The sequence below is a fragment of the Pseudomonas sp. RGM 3321 genome (genome assembly GCF_022836805.1).
Lineage (GTDB): Bacteria > Pseudomonadota > Gammaproteobacteria > Pseudomonadales > Pseudomonadaceae > Aquipseudomonas.
The window spans coordinates 1-466 of the sequence record NZ_JALHBH010000045.1 but is presented as its reverse complement, the minus strand read 5'-3'; the positions used below and the strand labels follow the sequence as shown (position 1 = coordinate 466).

Sequence of the window (466 nt, the reverse complement as noted above, 5' to 3'; positions counted from 1 at the left end):
CATGATCGTCATCCTTTCTGCCTTCATGTATGGATGGCCCATCCTGGGACTCTTACCTACATACCTCACGGGTGCAGGATATGCAGCTTCCACCGTCGCCAATCTGCTGACGATCGCACAATTCGGCAACATGATCGGTTACTTTGTCACAGGCTTCATGGGAGACTGGATAGGAATGCGAAAGTGGTACTTCACGAGCATTCTCATAGCGCAGATCATCGTGTTTCCGCTATTCTTTGTGGGAATTAAGTCAGCATGGCTCATTGGGCTTCTACTGTTCTTCAACCAGTTGTTCGGCCAAGGTGTTTCAGGGCTGGCCCCTCGGTGGGTATCGAGCTATTTCCCCGTCGAGCAGCGAGCTGCCGGAGTGGGGTTCATCTACAATGTCGGAGCTCTCGGCGGTGCAATTGGACCATTCGTGGGCGCCTCACTGGCCAAGAGCCACGGTCTGGGATCGGCTCTAGGG

1 protein-coding gene is annotated in these 466 nt (G+C 54.1%); it reads left to right on the top strand.

What is annotated here, in order from left to right:
* Positions 1-466 (top strand): MFS transporter (locus RGM3321_RS00170; protein ID WP_244391026.1); only part of this gene is annotated, 466 nt, incomplete at both ends.